This is a genomic window from uncultured Pluralibacter sp., from assembly GCF_913775985.1.
Lineage (GTDB): Bacteria > Pseudomonadota > Gammaproteobacteria > Enterobacterales > Enterobacteriaceae > Pluralibacter.
The window spans coordinates 1-4,000 of sequence record NZ_CAJYMB010000142.1; the positions used below are offsets into that span (position 1 = coordinate 1).

Here is a 4,000-nt window from a genome sequence, read left to right on the forward strand (position 1 = left end):
CCCACCAGGGAGTTAATCAGCATTTTGGTAGAGCCCGCCTTCAGCTGAGCTTTACCCGAGTCGAACAGCGACATGCTGTCGAGACGGATGGTTTCGGGCCCCCGGACAATTTTATTGATAACAGGCGCAGGCGGTGGCGGCGGTGCCCAGCCGTCAATGGCCGCGCGCAGCGGCGGAATAAGCCGCATGCCCTGATAAAGCCCCAACGTGTAGCGCATCGGCGCGCCTTCCCGCTGCCAGCGCTCGAGCAGCCCTTCATCACGCCGCAGCTGATTTTGCATCCGCAGCTTTGGCTCAGCGGGTGACCCCGGCAGCCGCTGATACAGCGCCAGGTGATCCCGAACGTTCTGAATCAGACGCTGGTTATTAATGTATGACGCCCCCATCGCCAGCAATAAAAACAGCCCCGTCAGCAGACCCGCCGTGCGCAAACGCAGCAGGGTGCGGCTCACGCCGTGCCGGTGCGGCAGGCGAGATAGCAGCAGGTCCGGCAGTGCCGGCGGACCCGCTACCGGCCTGACAGCAGGCGCAAGTGTCGTTATCCCGGCGACCTGCTGTTGCCAAAGATTGTCAGCCGAGCCCCGAACCGGCCCGCTGCAGACCGCAAGCATCTGCAATGGCAGCGCGGGCGTATCGTGGTGGCGCGTATTCATCACCGCCAGCACCTGCGGCTTTAACCAGCGAAAAAGCAGCTGCAGCCACAGGGCATTCTGCAGCCGCCCTTCACGCAGCAGCTCTGATGATTCTTCACACCAGCTCAGATACGATCCGGAGACGGTATCCTCTTCCTGCACCTGGATGCCTTCGTCACAGCCATCGAGGAAACACCAGCGGCGGGTCGGCACCTCGTCATTTTCCGGGGGATTGAGCCAGACGCATCCCCAGACGGGGGGAATGGCGGAAAAGGCGCGGCGTGACTGCGCAATGGCCCGCTGCCACTGGTGTAACTGGCTGGCAAAGCGCGATGCGTCCTGCCAGCGCTCGGGGACAATCGCCAGCATGACCGACACCTGGCCGGCAAGCGCGGGCCTGGAGGAAAAGAGCGATTCTGCGATGGGGCCGAGCTGTTCCGGCTCGCGCACCGGGATATACCATCCCTGCCGGGTTTCGCGGTAAAGACAATCGGAAGCGAAAACCGCCTCGCTGTCGCCGCACGCCAGCACCACTGCGCCCTCGAAATGCTCGGGCGGCAGCATCCGCTCGTCGTTGCTCCCGGCCATCGCGCCAGACTGGCGCCAGAGGTAGCCGCCGAGTCCGCCTGCCAAAAGCAGCGCTGCGATGCTCAAAAAAATCCGGCTTCCGCCGCCCAGCGGCCAGAACCCCAGGATAAGCCAGAGTGCCAGCACCAGCGCCAGCGCAACCGGATAGAGCCGTGTGAAATTGCGCATGGGTTATCCGCCTCCGGCGATGGCGGAAACCATTTGCTGAAGCGATGTGGAGAGCATGAACCAGACGACGGCCAGCAGTCCGATCCCCACTCCCCAGGAGAGCCAGTATGCCCGCCGGCCGCTGCGCAGCCGCCCCGCCCGCACCACGATCGGCGCGTCTTCCACCTGCGTGAAAGGCTTCACGCGCTGGTTCAGGTTGCGAACCACGTCCTCCCGCCGCTCGTCGGACTGCTGGCGATAGCGGCCGACAAATCCCAGCGCCAGCGCCCGGGAAAAGCAGGTCAGTACCGCCTCATCAGGGGAAGGTTCCTGCAATACGGTACGAATCCGTTCCCACAGCTCCTCACCGGCATTCAGCGTGTTGAAATAGCGCGCCTGGAGCGGGTTAGTAAGCCAGGTGCAGTAGCCATCGTCCTGCTTTTCCCGGTTAAGCACGCTCTCATCAAAAAGCGCACACAGGGTATACAGCAGATGATCGATACTGCCCTGCGGAACCTCCCGCTGCTCAAGCTGCTTGCGCCAGTCATCCAGCCAGTCGCAGGTCCGGCGATAGAGCGCTTTACCGTCCGCCACTTCCTGTCCGTTACGAAGCTGGCTGACCATCAGCCAGCCTGGCCAGAACAGCTCATCTATGTATGAACCTTTACTGTTTTTCATGAGCGCAATACCGCATAAAGTTCAAGCTGGACATCCCCCAGCGCTGCCGGGATGTAAAATGCACAGTTGCCGGCGTCCAGCATGGCCTGCGCCGCTGGCCCGCTGAGATCGAGCGCGAAATACTGGTTTTCGAGCCGCAGCGGGATCGCCGCCGGAACATGGTGCAGCGGTTTAAGCGCCACGCCGTTAAGCGCGACGTTAACCACGTCGGAAACATCTTCATCACTTCCGGCTTTACACAGCAGCGGGAACTGCGTCTGCAGCAGATGATTGGGAATGGACGAGCGCACGGAGAGATACAGGTCAGCACCCTCCCGCAGTCGGGCGTCGTGCAGCAGCCCTTTCCAGAACTGGCCGCTGTGGCGCAGTTCAATACTGATAACCCGGGAAGGCAGGCTGGCCTCAAGCAGCGTATCAAGTAAAGAGAGCAGCGGCGGAAACACCTGTTCCGTCGCATCGTGCCGATAAGCCGGAATATCGCCGGCGTCGCGATCCAGTGAAAATGTCAGCAGGCTACCGGCCAGCCTCACCAGCTCCCGATACAGCAGTTCCGGATGGCGATTAGGCGTCTGCAGCAGTTCAGCCAGCACCGGCTCTGCGCTGTTGAGGGCATTCAGCAGCCAGAAGAGTGATACGTCGGCAACGGCGAAATCCGCCAGACGCTCGTTGCTTTCGCGGCGCATCGCCATCAGACGCTGGCGTCTTGCCTGCAGGCGCTTCAGCAGATCCTCCAGTGCCTGCAACAGCGCCGGGCTCGCCGACAGCGCCAGCAGCGGCGGAATAAAGCCCGGATCGCGGTTCCACTGACCCTGAGCGTTACGTACCAGCCGGGCAACCGGACAGGTCAGCCAGGCCGCGTTCTGCTGGCTGGAAAGACGCAGCGTCAGGGCGTGCCGCAGAATAGCCAGCTCCCCCCGTTCGCTCCCTGCCAGCTCCTGCACCTGGACACGTTCGGCCTTCCAGCGGCGCGGACGCTCGCTGTCGCGCCCGTCGTCAAGATTGCCGCCGTTGGCGCTCATCAGCGGCAGCGCCAGCAGGATCTCGACAGGATCCTGCCCCGCGACGCCGGAAAGATCGCAGACCGGCGGCAAATTATCGGCAATGTCCGTGTCGACCAGCGTGCCGTCCTGGAAACGCACCACCAGGCGCGTTGCGTTCAGCCTCGACAGCGCCAGCCCTGCGTCATCAAACTCGGCACTGATAACGCCCCACGGATGCGCCAGGCCCATCCGCGCAACGGCTTCTGCGACGTAGGCATCCCAACGGGCCTGCTGCTGGAACTGCTGCGGGGCCAGAAAGGCCCCGTCCTCCCACAATGGACGATAAATTTTCATCCCTGTTATTCCCTCGCCTTACGACTTGGCCTTCGGCATCCGCGAAACCAGTGACAGGTTGACGTCCATCCCTTCCACCTGGAAGTGCGGCACCGCGAACAGCTTCACGCGGAAGAATCCCGGGTTGTCCTCGATGTCTTCCACCATCACCTTCGCGTCGCGCAGCGGATGTGACGCCTGCAGCGCGTCGCCCGGGTCGGTCATCTCCGTTACCAGGCTGCGCACCCAGGTGTTCAGCTCCAGCTCCAGCAGGCGCCGGTCCTTGGTTGAGCCGATGTTTTCTCGCTGGATGATTTTCAGGTAGTGCGCAATGCGCGACAGCAGGAAAATGTACGGCAGCCGCGCGTTGATGCGGCTGTTTGCCGTCGCCTCCGGGGTGTCGTACAGCGCCGCCTTCTGGGTCGAGTTCGCCGAGAAGAAGCACGCGTAGTCCCGGTTCTTGTAGTACGACAGCGGGATGAAGCCCAGGTTGGCGAATTCGAACTCGCGGGTCTCCGGTATCATCACCTCGCTCGGGATTTTCACCTGGTTGCCGGTGCCGAGGTCGTACAGGTGAATCGACAGGTCCTGCACCGCACCGCCCGCCTGCGGGCCGCGTATCTGCACGCACCAGCCGTTGTT

4 protein-coding genes are annotated in these 4,000 nt (G+C 62.6%); all 4 read right to left on the reverse strand.

Annotated features, from left to right (window positions below; translation table 11 throughout):
- Positions 1-1,388: OmpA family protein (locus tag QZ766_RS17185; RefSeq protein ID WP_297204108.1), on the reverse strand; the 1,388-nt coding region annotated here is incomplete at its 3' end.
- 3 nt (positions 1,389-1,391) lie between these two features.
- Entirely contained in the window at positions 1,392-2,045 is a 654-nt protein-coding gene (gene tssL, locus QZ766_RS17190; RefSeq protein WP_297204111.1) for a type VI secretion system protein TssL, short form, read from the reverse strand.
- Positions 2,042-3,379: a type VI secretion system baseplate subunit TssK gene (gene tssK, locus QZ766_RS17195; protein WP_297204112.1), complete on the reverse strand. Its 1,338-nt coding sequence runs from the start codon at positions 3,377-3,379 to the stop codon at positions 2,042-2,044. Before tssK ends, tssL begins: the two co-directional genes overlap by 4 nt.
- A gap of 18 nt (positions 3,380-3,397) precedes the next feature.
- Positions 3,398-4,000 (reverse strand): type VI secretion system contractile sheath large subunit (gene tssC / locus QZ766_RS17200; protein WP_297204115.1); only part of this gene is annotated, 603 nt, incomplete at its 5' end.

Bases quoted from the DNA above. Each gene is read 5' to 3' on its own strand.
- tssL (WP_297204111.1), bottom strand. From the start codon at position 2,045: ATGAAAAACAGTAAAGGTTCATACATAGATGAGCTGTTCTGGCCAGGC.
- tssK (WP_297204112.1), bottom strand. From the start codon at position 3,379: ATGAAAATTTATCGTCCATTGTGGGAGGACGGGGCCTTTCTGGCCCCG.